Origin of the sequence: Neisseria sp. HMSC070A01 (assembly GCF_001810165.1) — a bacterium.
Classification (GTDB): Bacteria; Pseudomonadota; Gammaproteobacteria; order Burkholderiales; family Neisseriaceae; genus Neisseria.
Genome location: NZ_KV800126.1, coordinates 270,447 through 283,558 on the forward strand (window position 1 = coordinate 270,447; position 13,112 = coordinate 283,558).

Sequence of the window (13,112 nt, forward strand, 5' to 3'; positions counted from 1 at the left end):
AGGCCGTCTGAAAGTTTCAGACGGCCTTTTTTATAGCCTAGCTATGGATTGACTGCTTCTTTCAACGCCTTGCCCGGGCGGAATTTTGGCGTTTTACGGGCGGCAATGGTCAACGGCTCGCCGGTCTTAGGATTGCGGCCTTTGCGCTCGGCAGATTGGGCGGCGTGGAACGAACCGAAGCCGACCAACGTAATGTCTTTGCCGTCCTTCAGCGTCTGCGTTACCACGCTGACAAACGCATCGACAAATTCCGCCGCATCGCGTTTGCTCAATTCTGCCTCATCGGCGATGGCTTGGATTAATTCAGATTTATTCACTTTTTGACTCCTATTTAGATTTAAATGCGGCAGACCGTGCCGCGCGGTTTATGGATTTATAGTTTCAGATGGCTTCAGTTTTTATTACCGCTCATCAGAGATTGATGTCTTGCCGCTTTGATGACTGCCAGATTCGGATATGCCAACACCTGATAAACCGATGTACTCCTTGCCGGTTTTCTTGTCGGTAATTACGTATACCCCGCGATAATTTGAGTAAGCAAGATCATCAGGAATAACAGCAATGCGTTTCACAACGATGCGGTCTTCGGTTTGGATATCTACTGGCTTTCCCTCTCTATATTGCTGATAACTGGCATTTGGTTCACAAGCTGCTAACACAAAAAGGCATATGAGTGACAAGAAAATTTTCATTTTCCCCATGTTCACACCTTCGCTACATCCAAATTCATCAGCTGATACTCCCCATCTTCGCCGCGCTGATACACCCGCACAAACGGCTTGCTGATATGCACCTGCAAACTGTCGGAGAGCGCATCCATCGCCCGTTGCCATTTTTCATCCGTAATTTGCAGGCGGCGCAGACCAAGTACGCGGGCGGTGCTGATATTGCCTTCTTTATCCACTTGGAAGGCCGCGTTAATCAGTGTTTTCAATTCCGTGCGGCTGCCTTCCGTCCATTCGTTGATACACTCATCAATCAAGGCTTTGGCGGCAATCAAACCTTCGTCAAATACCAACGTATCCTGCATGGCAAGGTTGACGCGGTATGCGCCGTCAAAGCTGTGCAGGCTGATATTGCCTTTCTTGCCGCCAACAGATACGTCATAGCGGTCGGCACTCAACTGTACAAACGCCGCAATATCGTCCATCGCCTCGCGTTTGAACGCCATCAGGTTATCCTGCACCGCGCGGGCTTTGGCGGCGATTTCCTGCACCAGCTCGTCGCGCAGCAGGTCGATTTCTTTAATATTGGCCAGCGGCACGAGATTGCCTTTGGCATCCTGTTTGTATTGTTTCATGTCTAAGTTACTCATAATGTTTCCTACGTCCTTCCAATTCCATTGATATTTGCTTCAATAAATCGTCATCAAATCCGTTATTGCCAGCGAATTTTTCAAACTCTTCCCAGTATTCCGTCAGAAATTCCTGTATTAAGTCGGATTCCTGATTGTCAAAAAACGTACTCATTTGATTATTTGTTTCCCTTCTGCCTTTCGGCATAAATCCTTTTACATTCGTCCACCGACCGATGCCTCGGCCCGTGTATCCAGTCCCTGTCCATACAGGGCGCGTTTTTCAATCTGCCGACAATCTTTTTCAGTTCGGCGGCCTGCGCTTTGCCGTATTCCGTCGGGCGGTGCTTCTTTTCCAGCCTCGGCACCATTCTGACTTCGGGCGGCGGCAGGTGTTTGATAAGGTCGGCAGGGTTTGGCCACTCTGACGAGGACGCCGCAATAGCCCTAAAGGATGTCTGTATCCTGATTCCGTCCTGCTCCGGTTGCCACGACCGGCCGCTCAGTATGCCCAACCAAAGTTCGGCGACTGCAGTCAAATCCGCTGAGGCAGGGCGGCCTTTGAGGTTTAAGGCGGCGAGCATCATAAAACCCTGCGCGATTGCTTTTTTAAGCCAGTTATTGTTCGCCTCCATTTGACCACTCCATCAAACCGCCCAACCCGCTCCTCAATTTAGTACTTACCCCCTTTTCCGCGGGAGAGGGTTGGGGAGAGTGCAAAACCGCAATTCCCGCCGTCTTTTCAGGTGACCAAAACGTGATGTTTTCCAACAAATAACCGTGGCTGGTCAGCGGCGGCGTCAACTTTCCCGCGTCCCGTGCCTCAAGGCATCGCGTTACCGCCCAAATCCAAGCCTCGCGCGGGGCCGGGTAAGTTTTGCGGTTGCGGACAATCTTTCCGTCCCGTATCATCGGCGCAATCTCGCCGACGAGCTTTGAAACACGGTTAAAACTTAAATCCTTTTCGGCGGGGCGAAACAGCGTCAGATACCGCAATACCGCCTTAAAAAGGTCGTCTGAAATGCCTGTCAGGGCAATCAGGGCTTCGCGGGCATCGTCATGGGCGATTAATACATCCAAACTCATCACCGCACCGCAGGTAGGGCAGCGTACTTTCATCTCGCTGCCTCCAAATCCTTACGGCTCAAACACCGCAATGCCGTCTGAACCACATCCTCAATTTCATCCGATAGCCGAGATGACACATACATCATCACAAACTTACCCGACACCGTTGTCAGCTCAGTGACAAGATGACCGCCTTTTTCGCGCCATACCGACACTTTGATTTTGCTGTAATCCCTGTTCATTTTTCTTCTCCCGCGGGCTCCAAAACCACGCCTGTTATTTTGTCTGTCTCGCTCATCCCGCCGTAAACTGCCTCCCAGTTTTTATCGGCTTCCAGAGCATCTCTTTGATCTGCCGTTACCGCGACCGGCTGGCAGGCGGCAAGCATGGCGGTCAGTATCCATAACCCCCTCATTTGTACTGCCCCCTGTCATAGACGTTGATCTGCATAGGCTGTTTTTGGCGGCAAGGCTCGGTCAGCATTGCCTGTATGGCTACGACGATGGACAGCAGCACAATTACAATGGCAAATTCGATTCCATCTTTTTTCATGATTTCCCCTTTATTTTTCAGATTCTTCCGATTCGTTGATACCGGCCAGAACGGCTAACTCCACTATGTCCTGCCAAGTCAATACAAACCGCTTCCCAGTAGCTTTACTGACGACCATCGGCTCACATCCCACAGAGATTTCCATCGTGTATTCCATGCTGCCGACTTTCCCGGTAGCTACCTGTTTTCTAAGTGGGAGCAGCAAGTGATTGGGGTCAATAAATTTTCCGAATTTGTTATCCATCTCACACCCCCCGTACCACATCGCCGTCAACAAGTTCAAATCCCAATTCCGCCGCCTGATTCATCGCCGCTGCCACAAGATTGTTGACAGCCAGAGGATAGAGCAGGCTGTTCTGTTCAACCCCTTTGCTTGTTCTGCTCTTCACAGTCAAACGTTCCGCAACCGCATCCACCGCACTTTGATTCAAAACTTTTGAAACATCCGCACCGACCCGGGCAAACTTGTGTTTCAAATAGCCTTCCAGCTTGCCGTCAGTCAGAGGCAGGAGGGTAACTACCTCGCAACGTTGCACCACCTCGCGCACAGCAGGATTGTTTTCGCTGAGCTTTTGCGCCAACTCCGTCTGACCGATTAAGACAATCCCGAGCAGTCGTTCAAAACCGTTCTTCAGCTCAAAAAAGCGTTTCAAGTGTTTCAGGGTCGGCAGAGGCAGGCCATGAGCCTCTTCAATCAGCAGCAGGTGCTTGTTACTGGCTTTTGCGCTTTCAGTCAGAGCGCGATGAATTTGGCGGAAACGAGCCTCCGGACTGCGTTTCGGGCTTGTTCCAGGCGCCACCGCCTCCAAAATTGCCTCAGCGATATGCACCGCTTTGAGTGTCTTACCCTTTTGGTCGTTGTCTTCCATTGCCAGCACATAAGGCTCAATCAACACAATCTGACGGCCTTCGCGGTTGATACGGTCTTGCAGGTCTTCGCGCAGTGTGGATTTACCCGCGCCGCTTTCACCGACCACCGCCACAAAACCGCCATGACAGGCCGTCTGAAACATTGCCTCACGTACATAACGCACGTCAGGGGTCATATACACATCGTCTGCCGACTGGATTTCATCGTTGAACGGGTCGCGGAATAATCCAAAATGCTGTTTTGCGGCTTGGTTCAGGGTTGCTTTTCGTAGTAACATCTCATTGTCCTTGTCTTCGTAAGTTGCTTGGGCAGGTGCGGTTTCCGGCTCGTTTCTCAGGCTCGCTGGGATTTCCGCACCATTCTTTTCAAAAAATTGTTTCAATTTCCTTCGCAGCTCGGCTGCGTTTTTTTTCGGCCATTGCCCGTGATTGACTACCGCCACCAGCATCGGCTTGCTGCATCCAATTTCGGCTGCGGCGGCGGCATAGGATTTGCCGATTTTTTGAAAACTTTGTTTCATCGTTTTCCTCTCTACAAATGCGACGACGTCGTCGCATTTGCCTAACCGGTTTTATGTAATTTCAGACGGCCTGCCGTTTTCAGCTTGTCAAAAACCGCTTCCAACTGACTGGCGGCCACACCGTCCGGATAATGTTTGGTAATGAGCGCAACAGCCTGTTTCCAGTCTCCACCTTCGGCTTCGATACGCGGCTTCAACAGCTTCGCTATTTCCACCTTGCTCAACACCTGCTCGGCGACCTCCATCCGGTTGTATTCCATCTGCTGGCCGCCACGCTCCAAATAGAGCGTATTGCGTGTAGCGAGCGTATCTTCCTGGTGCTTGAATGGATCTATAGACCCGCCGAACGGTACAGCCTTGCCTTTTCGATTGGCTGCCGCCTGCTCCAGCGTTTCCGCTCCCATAGCCATCTTGTCGAGCTCCTTCGCATGTTGCTGGGCAGCAGTATTGCCCGGTGCCTTGTACTCCTCGCCGATGACTGCCGAATCGGCTCTGAAGCCCATGTCGTCGAACACCACTTCCGGCACAGCCACCCATGTTTCACGGCCGTCTGCATCAAACGTTGCCACTCGTGCTCCGTTCTCTTCCCAAGGGTTTTTGGCTACCAAAACCTTCTGTCCAACCAATATGCCTTGAATGGCTTTCACACTGTAGAAACGACCGCCGAAGCGTATTTCCAAATCAGCCGATACCTTGGCTTCTTTTGGCGCACTGATTGCCAGCTCTCGGCAATATTCCGCAGGAGGTGGCAGGATCAGCTGCTCCGGTTTGATTTTGTTCCACGCCTGATAGCGGGTCATACCGTGACGGCTGTGAATCTGTGTACCGTTGTAGTAACGCATCCAACGCTCTGCCAGGGCATTCAGTTGGTCGATATCGTGCACCTCGGTAAAGCGCAAACCGCTTTCAAATGACGTTTCCACAATGTCATTGGCTTTCTCTACCTGACCTTTGGCACGGGGGTTGCCGGGTTTATTGATCTGCACATGCACATCAAGCGACTTGCACAGCGTTTTAAAAGCAGACGACGTATTCGCACTTCCCGGGTCAAGCATGACCATGCGCGGCACACCGCGTATCGGATCCTTATGTACATCCTCCTTGGCTTGCATCATGAAGATGAAGAAATCGCACAAGTTCGCACTCGTCTCGCCACCGAAGTAGTACCGGGCGACAATCGTTCCACTGGCATGGTCGGTGCCGGTGTAACGCCACACGCGGTCTTGCTCAATCTTCACAACATTTTTAGGTTTGTTTTTGTAGAATTCCTCCTCTTTCATCACCCTAAGCCCCGTATCCTTGCCGTGTCGCGGCAGGTAATACAAAACACACAAACTAGGGTCGATTTGCCAGCAATGATTCGGATGTTCAGATTTCATACGGCTGACAGGATCAGGCTGAAGTAATTGGTCGGGATGTAGCTTGTACTCTCGTAAAGCCCGGGTAATGGTGTTTTCAGAAAGAGGACTTACTTCCCCCGTTTCCTCATCAATCCGCGCCGCCTCGATTTTGCCGTTGGCTCGCAGCATCTCCACTGCTTGCTTGACCGACATCAACCGCTTTCCGTTGCGCCTCATGGCCTCCACCAGTACAGCCGAAATCAGTTTGGCTTCTTCCAGCTTCAGTTCCGTTTTACCGGCATCGCTCCGCCTTTTTCGGCTCGGCTTAACACTCACAGACTCCAATTTCCGATAGAGCGTAGCGAGCGATACACCTAAATCCTGTGCCGACCGTTTCAGATACTCCGACCGTTCGCCTCGCCCAAGCAAAGCAGCTTGAGCCTCGATTTCAGTCAGTCTTTCTACCAATCCGGCGTTCATGATTTATTCTCCCAACCACTCCGGCGTCTCATCTTGAGGGGCTTCCATCGGTAGAGCGTAGCTCTCGCGGATGCCGTTGCAATCCAAAATAATCTGATTCAACGTCCCGACCATTTTTGCCTGATGGCTGATCCCATGTGCCTCACTGTGCGCATTAAGTTGGTCGAACAAATCTTTCAGACGGCTCACTTGGCTGCGGATACCAACCTCAAGGCTTGATAACTGCATCGTCAACTCACTGCCCACATCTTCCGCCTTCGGCTCTCTTACACCGGTTTGCTTCTTAGCCAGCTTTTCGGCCAGCTCGTCGACCTTCTTGTTCTTGTCGGCAATGACTTTGTCTTTCGCTTCCGCCGTCTCGCGGCTCTCACGCAAGGCCACACGCAGCTCCTTAACAGTCATACGGTCAACATCATCAAGCGTATTGCCGTTGATTTCGCCGCCTTCGGCAAACTCCAACAAGGTGTCGTCATCTTCCACCAGCAGCTCCAGCAGTTTGGACTTTCCAAGTTTCATCAGCTGTGGCTGCGCCTGTTTCATTTTTGGGTCAATAAAGCGCAACGTGGCATTCATTAAGCGTTGCGATTCACGTCGGCCTAAGCCAAACTCTTTCTCGGCAATCTCAGCAAAACGGCCATGCGGCGTATGCTCTTTGATGATGATGAGTGCGCGACCCAGCTCAAACATACCTTCCATTGTTTGGCGTACCGCAAAACGTCCACGTTCAATCCAAACAGCCTCGTTGTAAGCCTCGCCATTTGAAAAACGATCCATAACCGCCATGCTGTGTATTGCCAGTTCGTTTGCCGTTGCGCCAACCGCGTGTCCTAATACTTCCATTTTTATCTCCTGCAAATGCGACGACGTCGTCGCATTTAATAAACTCGTTGTTCAATTTCCTGCAAACGTGCAGTCAAACGTTCTTGTTGCTGTCTGAAACGTTCCGCGATTTGCAAGGTTTTAATGCTGTAAGCAAAATTTCCGTTATCCAGCTTGACCACTAAGCCCTCGGCAATCAGGTCTTCCAAGTCCCGGCTGACATGTACCGGCGAAATACCGAGGCCGTCTGAAATTTCCTTGTTACTGATGCCGATAATCGGATGGGCTTCCAATGCCTTAAAGACTTTTAAAAGTCGTACGCCTTTGGCACTCATCACGCACTCCGTTTCACTTCATCCAATTTGGACTTCATCCCCAACTCAACCGCGATTTCATGCGCCTTACCACGGCTTGCCTTAACGTTTCCATTCAAAATCCGAGACACATAAGTCGGGTCATAGCCACGCGCATCGCACCAATCCTTAATCGTTTCACCGCGCTCTCGGAAACCTGCTTTTATTTTTTCTGCTTTCACGGAATATCTCCTGTTTCGTTCTCGTGTTAAAATTCCTGATTGTTTAAAGATTTAAACAATCTTGGTTAAATGTTGTGTAAATAATAGTGGAAATATCCCACTATTGCAAGGTTTATTTCCACTTATTTGAGGAATTTTAGGCATGGTTTTGGAGAAAATTAGGCAGGTTATTGAATTTAATAAGATTACACTTGATGAATTTGCCGAAAAAATTGGAGAAAAACCAACCAGATTGAAGGATGTACTGCGAGGAAAGCAGCGTCCGCCGCTAGAAATGATCCAATCCATAGTGGAAAATTTTCAAATAGATGCAAACTGGCTGATTGGAAAAGGAGGGAATTTCCACCCAATAGAGGAAATTGACAAAGATGAATACGCATACATTCCCATGTATGACGTAGAAGTGTCCGCAGGGAATGGCGCGGCCGCCTATGGAGTGGCAGAACCGGCCAACCACTTGGCTTATCGCAAAGACTGGCTTAAGTTACGCGGCCTGTTCGCCAAAGACCTCAATTGCGTTACCGCACGAGGAGACAGCATGGAGCCCACCATTCATAGTAAAGACACACTCTTGGTAGACACCTCTAAAAACAACCCGCGCGACGGACAGATTTACGTAATCCGCTCCGGTGACACACTATGGGTCAAACGCATCCAAAAACAGATTGACGGCAGCCTGCTGCTGATTTCGGACAACGAAACCTATCCGCCAATGACATTGATGTTGGCAGACCACCCCGATATTCAGGTCATCGGACAAGTGATCCAAATCTCAAAAGACCTGACATAACAAAGGAAAACAACTTATGAAGAAAACAATTTTTGCGGCATTACTGCCTGTTTTGTGTCTATTAATGCCGCACCAGGCTGTTGCTGCAGTTAAATGCAAAGATTTCCCGACACATCAAGCCGCGCAAAAGTATTATTTGGCTAAGAAGCCGGGCTGGAAAAGTTTAGATCGTGATGGTGACGGTAAAGCATGCGACTGCAACCCAGGCGGCGACGGTAAGAAATGTCCGAAAAAGCATAAGAAATAAACCAATCAAACCAAGGGAAACTCATGAAGAAAATCTTACTTACACTATCGGTTTTAGTTGCCTTGTCTGCGTGTAGCGGCCAAGCTGAAGAACAACCGGCATCTGCCCAACCTCAAGAGCAGGCACAATCCGAATTAAAAACCATGCCGGTAAGCTATACCGACTATCAATCAGCAGCCAATAAAGGGCTTGCTGACCAAAAAACCGGTCTGACCCTTCCCGAACATGTTGTCCCTACCGACAATGCGGAAGGGAAGAATCTGCTGCATGACTTTTCAGACGGCCTCACATTAACCGTTGATACTGATAAAGCCGACAAAATTACTGCTGTCCGAGTAGTCTGGAATACAGATGCAACGCCTCAAAAAGCGGAACAACTGTCCAAAGCCGCCGCTGCCCTGATTGCGGCAACCGCCCCGGAAGACCGCACATTGCTGCGTGATACCGGCGATCAAATCAAAATGGCGATTGACAGCCATAATGCGCAAAAAGAGCCAACCCGAGAATGGGCGCGTGGTGGAATTGCTTATAAAGTCACTGTTACTAATTTGCCGAGCGTGGTTTTGACAGCAAAACCTGAATAATGAACAGGCCGTCTGAGATTCAGATGGCCTAATATGCAAAACTAAAATAAACTGGAGCAATCGAAAAGTGAATGAAGAGCTTTTTTCTGTAAACGAATGGGAATTCAGCATTTCTTACGATGCAGATGACAATCAACTTTCAGAGCATCGTATGGATGCTGTTTTGTTAGCAGATGCGATTAAAAATGTTGCCCAAGCGATTAACCGCGCCGATGAAATTTTAAATGGCGAGAATCGTAATATCCGTACTTATGTTACTGCCCCCGCCAAAGAAGGCTCTTTGGCAGTAGAATTTATTGCTCAACTAATCAATCCTGAATTGGCGACAAATATCTTACAAGCTTTGGGGATTATGACAGTACCTGGCGCATTTGTAGGTGGTGTTTTTAAGGCTTTACGTGAAATTAGCGGTAAAGAGATTATTGCGGTGCATACTTCTGATGAGCATCCAGAATTTGCTAAATTGGAGTTGTCTGACGGTACAACTATGGAGCTGCCAAAAGATGAAGCATTATTAACTGCATCACCTGCTATTCGCTCACATATTAAACAGATTGTGGCAGCACCGTTGTATCATCGTGATGAGCCTGTTTTTAAAATTCTAAACGGTGCTGATGAGCTTGAATTAAAATTTAATGACACGGATATTAAAGCTATAAAAGAAGTAAAAATTAAATCTTTACCACCAAGAATTGATAAAATAACAGTTATGGCTTCGTTTAGCCAAGTCAATTTTGAAGGTAATACAGGTTGGAAAATTCAACTTGATAAAAATACCATCGTCACTGCACCATTATTAGACGATGAGTTTTTAAATCAAGTTGCCGCTAATCAGCAAAGCTTTAAAAAAGAAGATATGTATAAAATGGTTTTGGAAGTTACCACCTATACGAATGATTTAGGGAAAGAATCCAAAAAATATAAAATTTTGCAGGTTTTATAATAGCCGCCAAGAGTTAAACAATGTTAGCCGTAATGGAATTTTTTAGCCAAAACATGATTTGGATTGGGCTTATCTTATTAAGCCCAATCCTATATCGGTTTGCCTATGCAATGACATTATGGCTTTATGCTCAATTTGGCGATAGTCAAAAAGACATTGTTATTAAACATTTTCATAATGGTAAATTAGTCAGCGAAACCATTATTAAAGCGGATAGCAGCCAGCCACTATTGGTTAAAAAAAATACGGAATAGTGTGATGAGTGATAAAAAGAATATTTGGCAAAATCCAGCTTTGGCTGCGGCGGGTATTGCAACTATTGTGAGCGCGCTTGCTAATTATCTAAATTTAGATGCGGATACAATGAAATTGATTAGTACCATTTCTCCGCCGCTCAGCATCTTGCTCAGCTATACTTGCATATGGATACTAGCTAAATTTTTCGCATTTTCTATCACGGAAACAAAAGCTTTAACGAGATTAAATAAACGCGAAAAAATTATCCAAAAAGAATTAAAGAAAACTGATTTACCTTCAAAAACCAAGAAAAAATTGCAAAATGAACTTGATGAAATAGTTATTGCTAAAAGCCAAATTGGTAAGGAAAATTCTACCATTGAAACCCAATAAATTTTAATCCGTACTAAAAGCCTTTCAGGCAGCCTAAAACGATAATCCCTATAACGAAACAACGTTATAGGGATTTTTTATGTCCACCAAATTCAACCAATTCATTGAGCGCGTCCTCTCCCACGAGGGCGGCTACGTCAATCATCCCAAAGACCCCGGCGGCGAAACCAACTGGGGCATCACCAAGCGCACAGCACAGGCAAACGGCTACAACGGCTCCATGCGTGCCATGACACGCGAACAAGCGATCGGCATTTACCGTCAAGCATTTTGGGAACGCTATCACGCCGATCAAATGCCGGAAGCGGTTGCGTTCCAATTCTTCGATGCCTGCATCAACCACGGCCATGGTAATGCTGCCCGTATGCTGCAACGCGCCGCAGGCGTGCCGGATGACGGCGTTATCGGATCAGTCAGCCTCAAAGCCATCAATTCACTTCCGGAGAATGACCTTCTGCTCCGTTTCAATGCCGAACGTTTGGTGTTTTATACCAAGCTCGGCACGTTCACATCATTTGGCAAAGGCTGGATTCGTCGCGTGGCACAAAACCTGATTCATGCCTCTGCAGACAACGTCGATTAAGGAGTGAACCATGTCAAAAAAGTTATTAATCGCCCTAGCGGTCACCGCCATGCGACCGGATTTCAGCCACAGCGACCTGGGCATCCGCTTCGCCATGCCGACTCAGGGGTGTTGGACGCAAGCCCACCGCAAGAGCGGGGTAGCCGCCGCGAAACGCGCAGCCAGAAAAAAGCGTCGCAAATAACCGCCTTTTTCAAATGGTTGAGCGGCTTGGTATCCAATCCGGCCACAGGGAAAATCAGCCATACCAAACTATGGGCAAACGTGGCGGCCGCCTCTATGACTTATAAGTTCTCGCAAATCACTGATGCGCCGGAATGGCTCTGGTGGGCTTATGGCGCATTGGTCGGTGGGTATGCATTAATCAAACGCGGTATCGCGGCGATTCCGCAGGTCGCTGAAATTCATAAAGGAAAAGACGATGTGGAAAACGCTTAACCCTGTTTGGCAGACTCTGATTCTGATTTTGCTGATAGCAGGTGCAGTACCAATAATTTATTTCTGCGGCTATAAGTCTTCAGCAAAGAAGGCGGAAGCTGAAAAAGCCGAAGTCATTGCTACTTATCAGGCTTCAGCCTTGGTCGCAGAGCAGCTTTATACCGAAAAGCTCAAAGCGGCTAATGAAGAAAAACAGCGTTGGTTTGATTTCGCACAAACACAAAGCCGCGATTTGGCAACCGCCTATCAGCAAATCGGCCGCCAAGCGGCTCAATTGGAGAAGCAGATTGATGAAACTGTACAAAAAGATGGCAACCGTTTTAACGGCCTTGGCACTAACAGCGTGCAACTCTACAACCGCGCCCTCGGCCACGATTAAAACCGTTACCGTAGCGGAAATCCCCCCCGTCTCTTCCGAGCTGCTGCTCGTTCACGAACGCCCCGAGCGTCTGAGTGGCGGCTCTCCCGAACAACTTTTAAACCACGCCGTCCGCTATGGCGAATACTGCCAAAAACTGGAAAAACAAATTTCCGGCTGGCAGACGTGGTACAAGAAAGGCCGTCTGAAAAATGACTGATTTAGCCGACCGCTCATCCGAACGCGAAGCCATCTTTCTCGCAGAATCCCTGGCAAAGCATCGACCTCCGTCTGAAACCACCGCCAGCCTCAGTCATTGTGAAGATTGCGGTGCGCCGATACCCAAAGCAAGACAACAGGCAGTCAAAGGCTGTACGCGCTGCATTGTCTGCCAAGAATATTTTGAACACGGATGGCCATAAAAATGGAAAAAACCTTTATCAACATTGAGTTTTGGCAACTTGTCGGCTTTTTACTCTCATTCCTCGGCATCTGTTTCACCTTCGGCAAAATGCTGCTGGCGCAATTCCGCGAGCAGCAGGACGAACGCCAAAAACAGCAGGAACGCCTGCAAGGAAAAGTAGAAATCATGGAAAACAAACTGGCGGAATTCAACGCCGGCCTGCCGCTCACATACGTCCTGCGTGAAGACTACATCCGCAATCAGGTCGTTTTGGAAGCCAAACTCGACAACGTCGCTGAGAAACTCACTGAAATCTACAAAATGGAAAGCGTAAAAAAATGATTAGCCAGGAACTGATCGCCAAACAACGGCGCGAGGGTATGCGTTGGAACATTATCAACACCCTTAATAAAGCCCGACCGCACACGACAAGCGAAACCTTCTTGTTGGACATCATGAACGCGATTTACCCGCAAACCACTGCACTGGAGCTGCGCCAACAACTTGATTATCTGGCTGATCGCAAAATGGTAGACCTCAATAAAGCCCCACACGGCTTGTGGTTTGCCGACCTGACTAGTTTGGGTGTCGATATTGCCGAATATACGGTGGAGTGCCGTGCCGGTATCGCACGGCCTGAGAAAGTATGGAGCTAGG

The 13,112-nt window shown here is 48.5% G+C and carries 27 protein-coding genes; 13 read left to right on the plus strand and 14 right to left on the minus strand.

What is annotated here, in order from left to right:
- Positions 1-41 precede the first annotated feature (41 nt).
- The 14 genes from HMPREF2711_RS09835 to HMPREF2711_RS09895 form a co-directional block, all read right to left on the minus strand.
- The gene (locus HMPREF2711_RS09835) at positions 42-350 is read right to left on the minus strand and encodes an HU family DNA-binding protein (RefSeq protein WP_159069866.1); all 309 of its coding nucleotides are present in this window, start codon (positions 348-350) and stop codon (positions 42-44) included.
- Positions 351-401: 51 nt separating this feature from the next.
- Positions 402-701 carry a GIY-YIG nuclease family protein gene (locus tag HMPREF2711_RS09840; RefSeq protein ID WP_070539350.1) on the minus strand — a complete coding sequence of 100 codons (300 nt, stop codon included), beginning with the start codon at positions 699-701 and terminating at the stop codon, positions 402-404.
- A gap of 2 nt (positions 702-703) precedes the next feature.
- Positions 704-1,315, minus strand: a complete 612-nt coding sequence (locus tag HMPREF2711_RS09845; protein WP_070616087.1) for a DUF3164 family protein — start codon at positions 1,313-1,315, stop codon at positions 704-706.
- A gap of 158 nt (positions 1,316-1,473) precedes the next feature.
- Positions 1,474-1,929 (minus strand): hypothetical protein, encoded by a 456-nt coding sequence (locus HMPREF2711_RS09855; RefSeq protein ID WP_063068493.1) that lies wholly within the window; start codon positions 1,927-1,929, stop codon positions 1,474-1,476.
- Positions 1,913-2,413 (minus strand): hypothetical protein, encoded by a 501-nt coding sequence (locus HMPREF2711_RS09860; RefSeq protein WP_070616092.1) that lies wholly within the window; start codon positions 2,411-2,413, stop codon positions 1,913-1,915. The genes HMPREF2711_RS09855 and HMPREF2711_RS09860 overlap by 17 nt, the downstream gene beginning before the upstream one ends.
- On the minus strand, positions 2,410-2,604 hold the full coding sequence (locus HMPREF2711_RS09865; protein WP_049351483.1) for a hypothetical protein: 195 nt from the start codon (positions 2,602-2,604) through the stop codon (positions 2,410-2,412). The genes HMPREF2711_RS09860 and HMPREF2711_RS09865 overlap by 4 nt, the downstream gene beginning before the upstream one ends.
- Complete coding sequence (locus tag HMPREF2711_RS11155; protein WP_157686100.1) at positions 2,601-2,777, minus strand: hypothetical protein; 177 nt, start codon at positions 2,775-2,777, stop codon at positions 2,601-2,603. Before HMPREF2711_RS11155 ends, HMPREF2711_RS09865 begins: the two co-directional genes overlap by 4 nt.
- On the minus strand, positions 2,774-2,914 hold the full coding sequence (locus tag HMPREF2711_RS11160) for a hypothetical protein (protein ID WP_157686098.1): 141 nt from the start codon (positions 2,912-2,914) through the stop codon (positions 2,774-2,776). Before HMPREF2711_RS11160 ends, HMPREF2711_RS11155 begins: the two co-directional genes overlap by 4 nt.
- 10 nt (positions 2,915-2,924) lie before the next feature.
- Positions 2,925-3,158, minus strand: a complete 234-nt coding sequence (locus HMPREF2711_RS09870) for a hypothetical protein (RefSeq protein WP_049351482.1) — start codon at positions 3,156-3,158, stop codon at positions 2,925-2,927.
- Between the two features lies 1 nt (position 3,159).
- Positions 3,160-4,305: an ExeA family protein gene (locus HMPREF2711_RS09875; RefSeq protein ID WP_070616094.1), complete on the minus strand. Its 1,146-nt coding sequence runs from the start codon at positions 4,303-4,305 to the stop codon at positions 3,160-3,162.
- Positions 4,306-4,346: 41 nt separating this feature from the next.
- On the minus strand, positions 4,347-6,125 hold the full coding sequence (locus HMPREF2711_RS09880) for a DDE-type integrase/transposase/recombinase (protein WP_141745670.1): 1,779 nt from the start codon (positions 6,123-6,125) through the stop codon (positions 4,347-4,349).
- A gap of 3 nt (positions 6,126-6,128) precedes the next feature.
- On the minus strand, positions 6,129-6,965 hold the full coding sequence (locus HMPREF2711_RS09885) for a hypothetical protein (protein ID WP_063068490.1): 837 nt from the start codon (positions 6,963-6,965) through the stop codon (positions 6,129-6,131).
- Between the two features lie 35 nt (positions 6,966-7,000).
- The gene (locus HMPREF2711_RS09890; RefSeq protein ID WP_049322374.1) at positions 7,001-7,279 is read right to left on the minus strand and encodes a helix-turn-helix domain-containing protein; all 279 of its coding nucleotides are present in this window, start codon (positions 7,277-7,279) and stop codon (positions 7,001-7,003) included.
- A complete protein-coding gene (locus HMPREF2711_RS09895; RefSeq protein ID WP_049322373.1) occupies positions 7,279-7,479 on the minus strand; it encodes a DNA-binding protein in 201 nt (66 codons plus the stop codon). Before HMPREF2711_RS09895 ends, HMPREF2711_RS09890 begins: the two co-directional genes overlap by 1 nt.
- A 142-nt stretch (positions 7,480-7,621) precedes the next feature.
- Between HMPREF2711_RS09895 and HMPREF2711_RS09900 the strand changes: the two genes are divergently transcribed.
- The 13 genes from HMPREF2711_RS09900 to HMPREF2711_RS09955 all read left to right on the plus strand — a co-directional run bounded on the left by HMPREF2711_RS09900 (position 7,622) and on the right by HMPREF2711_RS09955 (position 13,111).
- Positions 7,622-8,269 carry a LexA family transcriptional regulator gene (locus HMPREF2711_RS09900; protein WP_070616095.1) on the plus strand — a complete coding sequence of 216 codons (648 nt, stop codon included), beginning with the start codon at positions 7,622-7,624 and terminating at the stop codon, positions 8,267-8,269.
- 16 nt (positions 8,270-8,285) lie between these two features.
- Positions 8,286-8,516, plus strand: a complete 231-nt coding sequence (locus tag HMPREF2711_RS09905) for an excalibur calcium-binding domain-containing protein (RefSeq protein ID WP_083301562.1) — start codon at positions 8,286-8,288, stop codon at positions 8,514-8,516.
- A 23-nt stretch (positions 8,517-8,539) separates the two neighbouring features.
- Positions 8,540-9,100 carry a membrane lipoprotein lipid attachment site-containing protein gene (locus HMPREF2711_RS09910; RefSeq protein ID WP_070616097.1) on the plus strand — a complete coding sequence of 187 codons (561 nt, stop codon included), beginning with the start codon at positions 8,540-8,542 and terminating at the stop codon, positions 9,098-9,100.
- Positions 9,101-9,167: 67 nt separating this feature from the next.
- Positions 9,168-10,043 carry an LAPAL motif-containing putative phage structural protein gene (locus HMPREF2711_RS09915; RefSeq protein ID WP_141745671.1) on the plus strand — a complete coding sequence of 292 codons (876 nt, stop codon included), beginning with the start codon at positions 9,168-9,170 and terminating at the stop codon, positions 10,041-10,043.
- Between the two features lie 20 nt (positions 10,044-10,063).
- Positions 10,064-10,297 carry a hypothetical protein gene (locus HMPREF2711_RS09920; RefSeq protein WP_070616101.1) on the plus strand — a complete coding sequence of 78 codons (234 nt, stop codon included), beginning with the start codon at positions 10,064-10,066 and terminating at the stop codon, positions 10,295-10,297.
- Between the two features lie 4 nt (positions 10,298-10,301).
- The gene (locus tag HMPREF2711_RS09925; protein WP_070616103.1) at positions 10,302-10,673 is read left to right on the plus strand and encodes a hypothetical protein; all 372 of its coding nucleotides are present in this window, start codon (positions 10,302-10,304) and stop codon (positions 10,671-10,673) included.
- A gap of 79 nt (positions 10,674-10,752) precedes the next feature.
- Positions 10,753-11,256, plus strand: coding sequence for a glycoside hydrolase family 108 protein (locus HMPREF2711_RS09930; protein WP_070616105.1), 504 nt, complete (start codon positions 10,753-10,755; stop codon positions 11,254-11,256).
- A gap of 108 nt (positions 11,257-11,364) precedes the next feature.
- On the plus strand, positions 11,365-11,694 hold the full coding sequence (locus HMPREF2711_RS09935) for a hypothetical protein (RefSeq protein ID WP_070616107.1): 330 nt from the start codon (positions 11,365-11,367) through the stop codon (positions 11,692-11,694).
- The gene (locus HMPREF2711_RS09940) at positions 11,678-12,073 is read left to right on the plus strand and encodes a hypothetical protein (RefSeq protein WP_070616109.1); all 396 of its coding nucleotides are present in this window, start codon (positions 11,678-11,680) and stop codon (positions 12,071-12,073) included. Before HMPREF2711_RS09935 ends, HMPREF2711_RS09940 begins: the two co-directional genes overlap by 17 nt.
- A complete protein-coding gene (locus tag HMPREF2711_RS10940) occupies positions 12,003-12,272 on the plus strand; it encodes a hypothetical protein (RefSeq protein WP_083301563.1) in 270 nt (89 codons plus the stop codon). Before HMPREF2711_RS09940 ends, HMPREF2711_RS10940 begins: the two co-directional genes overlap by 71 nt.
- Positions 12,265-12,474, plus strand: coding sequence for a TraR/DksA family transcriptional regulator (locus HMPREF2711_RS09945; protein WP_070616111.1), 210 nt, complete (start codon positions 12,265-12,267; stop codon positions 12,472-12,474). The genes HMPREF2711_RS10940 and HMPREF2711_RS09945 overlap by 8 nt, the downstream gene beginning before the upstream one ends.
- A gap of 2 nt (positions 12,475-12,476) precedes the next feature.
- Positions 12,477-12,797: a hypothetical protein gene (locus HMPREF2711_RS09950; RefSeq protein ID WP_049332753.1), complete on the plus strand. Its 321-nt coding sequence runs from the start codon at positions 12,477-12,479 to the stop codon at positions 12,795-12,797.
- Positions 12,794-13,111, plus strand: coding sequence for a hypothetical protein (locus HMPREF2711_RS09955; RefSeq protein ID WP_049322364.1), 318 nt, complete (start codon positions 12,794-12,796; stop codon positions 13,109-13,111). Before HMPREF2711_RS09950 ends, HMPREF2711_RS09955 begins: the two co-directional genes overlap by 4 nt.
- Position 13,112: the final 1 nt, after the last annotated feature.

Coding starts and splice junctions, on each gene's coding strand:
- HMPREF2711_RS09925 (WP_070616103.1), top strand. CDS start 10,302: ATGAGTGATAAAAAGAATATTTGGCAAAATCCAGCTTTGGCTGCGGCG.
- HMPREF2711_RS11160 (WP_157686098.1), bottom strand. CDS start 2,914: ATGAAAAAAGATGGAATCGAATTTGCCATTGTAATTGTGCTGCTGTCC.
- HMPREF2711_RS09880 (WP_141745670.1), bottom strand. CDS start 6,125: ATGAACGCCGGATTGGTAGAAAGACTGACTGAAATCGAGGCTCAAGCT.
- HMPREF2711_RS09910 (WP_070616097.1), top strand. CDS start 8,540: ATGAAGAAAATCTTACTTACACTATCGGTTTTAGTTGCCTTGTCTGCG.
- HMPREF2711_RS09940 (WP_070616109.1), top strand. CDS start 11,678: ATGTGGAAAACGCTTAACCCTGTTTGGCAGACTCTGATTCTGATTTTG.
- HMPREF2711_RS09840 (WP_070539350.1), bottom strand. CDS start 701: ATGGGGAAAATGAAAATTTTCTTGTCACTCATATGCCTTTTTGTGTTA.
- HMPREF2711_RS09890 (WP_049322374.1), bottom strand. CDS start 7,279: ATGAGTGCCAAAGGCGTACGACTTTTAAAAGTCTTTAAGGCATTGGAA.
- HMPREF2711_RS09930 (WP_070616105.1), top strand. CDS start 10,753: ATGTCCACCAAATTCAACCAATTCATTGAGCGCGTCCTCTCCCACGAG.
- HMPREF2711_RS09905 (WP_083301562.1), top strand. CDS start 8,286: ATGAAGAAAACAATTTTTGCGGCATTACTGCCTGTTTTGTGTCTATTA.
- HMPREF2711_RS09885 (WP_063068490.1), bottom strand. CDS start 6,965: ATGGAAGTATTAGGACACGCGGTTGGCGCAACGGCAAACGAACTGGCA.
- HMPREF2711_RS09955 (WP_049322364.1), top strand. CDS start 12,794: ATGATTAGCCAGGAACTGATCGCCAAACAACGGCGCGAGGGTATGCGT.
- HMPREF2711_RS09870 (WP_049351482.1), bottom strand. CDS start 3,158: ATGGATAACAAATTCGGAAAATTTATTGACCCCAATCACTTGCTGCTC.
- HMPREF2711_RS09920 (WP_070616101.1), top strand. CDS start 10,064: ATGTTAGCCGTAATGGAATTTTTTAGCCAAAACATGATTTGGATTGGG.
- HMPREF2711_RS09900 (WP_070616095.1), top strand. CDS start 7,622: ATGGTTTTGGAGAAAATTAGGCAGGTTATTGAATTTAATAAGATTACA.
- HMPREF2711_RS11155 (WP_157686100.1), bottom strand. CDS start 2,777: ATGAGGGGGTTATGGATACTGACCGCCATGCTTGCCGCCTGCCAGCCG.
- HMPREF2711_RS09875 (WP_070616094.1), bottom strand. CDS start 4,305: ATGAAACAAAGTTTTCAAAAAATCGGCAAATCCTATGCCGCCGCCGCA.
- HMPREF2711_RS09855 (WP_063068493.1), bottom strand. CDS start 1,929: ATGGAGGCGAACAATAACTGGCTTAAAAAAGCAATCGCGCAGGGTTTT.
- HMPREF2711_RS09950 (WP_049332753.1), top strand. CDS start 12,477: ATGGAAAAAACCTTTATCAACATTGAGTTTTGGCAACTTGTCGGCTTT.
- HMPREF2711_RS10940 (WP_083301563.1), top strand. CDS start 12,003: ATGGCAACCGTTTTAACGGCCTTGGCACTAACAGCGTGCAACTCTACA.
- HMPREF2711_RS09865 (WP_049351483.1), bottom strand. CDS start 2,604: ATGAACAGGGATTACAGCAAAATCAAAGTGTCGGTATGGCGCGAAAAA.
- HMPREF2711_RS09860 (WP_070616092.1), bottom strand. CDS start 2,413: ATGAAAGTACGCTGCCCTACCTGCGGTGCGGTGATGAGTTTGGATGTA.
- HMPREF2711_RS09945 (WP_070616111.1), top strand. CDS start 12,265: ATGACTGATTTAGCCGACCGCTCATCCGAACGCGAAGCCATCTTTCTC.
- HMPREF2711_RS09845 (WP_070616087.1), bottom strand. CDS start 1,315: ATGAGTAACTTAGACATGAAACAATACAAACAGGATGCCAAAGGCAAT.